2 protein-coding genes and 1 pseudogene are annotated in these 1,384 nt (G+C 73.8%); all 3 read right to left on the bottom strand.

What is annotated here, in order from left to right; genetic code table 11:
• Nucleotides 1–238, bottom strand: a 238-nt coding sequence (locus AB0M27_RS47840; protein WP_365732466.1) for an SAM-dependent methyltransferase, incomplete at its 3' end; no start/stop codon positions are given.
• Nucleotides 235–861, bottom strand: coding sequence for a precorrin-8X methylmutase (locus tag AB0M27_RS47835; RefSeq protein ID WP_365732465.1), 627 nt, complete (start codon nt 859–861; stop codon nt 235–237). The genes AB0M27_RS47835 and AB0M27_RS47840, both read right to left, overlap by 4 nt.
• A gap of 46 nt (nt 862–907) precedes the next feature.
• Nucleotides 908–1,384 (bottom strand): annotated as a pseudogene (locus AB0M27_RS47830) (cobalamin biosynthesis protein CobG); the annotation flags it as partial.

Raw genomic sequence — 1,384 nt, 5'->3', positions numbered from 1 at the left:
TGGTCTCCGTCGTGACGGGGTAGACCAGGGCCTCCTCGATGTGGTCGGGCCGCAGGTGCTCGGCGGCGATGGAGCGCGCGATCGAGCGGCCGTGGCGGGCGCTGTGGTACGCGACGACGTCCGCCTCACCGATGGCCCGGACGGCCCGCAGCGTCATCAGGTTCGGGTCGCCGGGGCCGAGGCCGACGCCGTAGAGCTTGCCGGTACGGGTGTCCTTCACCGGAGAAGTCACTGTCACTCCTCCTCGCTCGCGATGGCGTTCAGCGCCGCCGCCGCTATCGCGCTGCCGCCGCGCCGGCCCCGGATGATCAGGTGCTCCAGGCCCGACGGGTGCGCGGCCAGGGCCTCCTTGGACTCCATCGCGCCGACGAAGCCGACCGGGACGCCGATCACGGCGGCCGGGCGCGGGGCGCCCTCCTCGATCATCTCCAGCAGCCGGAACAGCGCGGTCGGGGCGTTGCCCACCGCGACCACCGCCCCCTCCATCCGGTCCCGCCACAGCTCCAGGGCTGCTGCACTCCGCGTCGTCCCCAGCTTCGCGGCCAGCTCCGGCACGGACGGGTCGGAGAGCGTGCACACCACGTCGTTGTCGGCCGGGAGCCGCTTGCGGGTGACCCCGCTGGCCACCATCGCCACATCGCAGAGGATCGGCGCGCCGGAGCGCAGAGCCGCGCGGGCGTCGGCCACGGCGTTCGGCGAGAAGGCGAGGTCGCGTACGAGGTCGACCATGCCGCAGGCGTGGATCATCCGGACGGCGACCTGGCTCACATCGGCGGGCAGCCCGGCCAGATCCGCCTCCGCGCGGATGGTGGCGAAGGACTGGCGGTAGATCGCCGGTCCGTCCTTCTCGTACTGATGCACAGTGCTGTCGCTTTCTTCTGCCGTTATGGGGGTGGGAGGGACGTGCTCAGGCGCGGGCCGCGGCCACCGTCGCCGCGAGTGCCGCCGGGTCGTTCCGGACCGTCGCCGGGGGGTCCCGGCGTTCGCCCCGTACATGCGAGATCCGGTGTCCGCCGGGCGTGACGACCACGTCGATCCACTCCCCGTGGGGGTGACCGCAGCGGCGTTCGCACCCGGACCAGTACACAGGGAGCCGCCCGACGGGTCCGACAGCGGCCCCCGCTTCGGCCCGTACGTCGGACAGCGACTTCGCGCAGCCGGGGTGGCCGATGCAGGCGCCGACGCCGGTCCACGGGGACTCGGGGGTGGTGACCAGCCCGGCCGCCGCCAGGTTGCGCAGCGCCTCCGCCGCGCCACCCTCGTCGAAGGGGCCGGGGACGACGATGCCGCGCCACGGGGTGAGCCGCAGCTCGTTCCCGTACCGCCGGGCCGTGTCGGTCAGCAGCTGCCACTGGGCGGGGGCGAGCTGTCCGAGCGGTACGTC

Source organism: Streptomyces sp. NPDC052107 (genome assembly GCF_040680215.1).
GTDB lineage: Bacteria > Actinomycetota > Actinomycetes > Streptomycetales > Streptomycetaceae > Streptomyces.
This window is presented reverse-complemented; position numbering and strand designations above follow the sequence as displayed.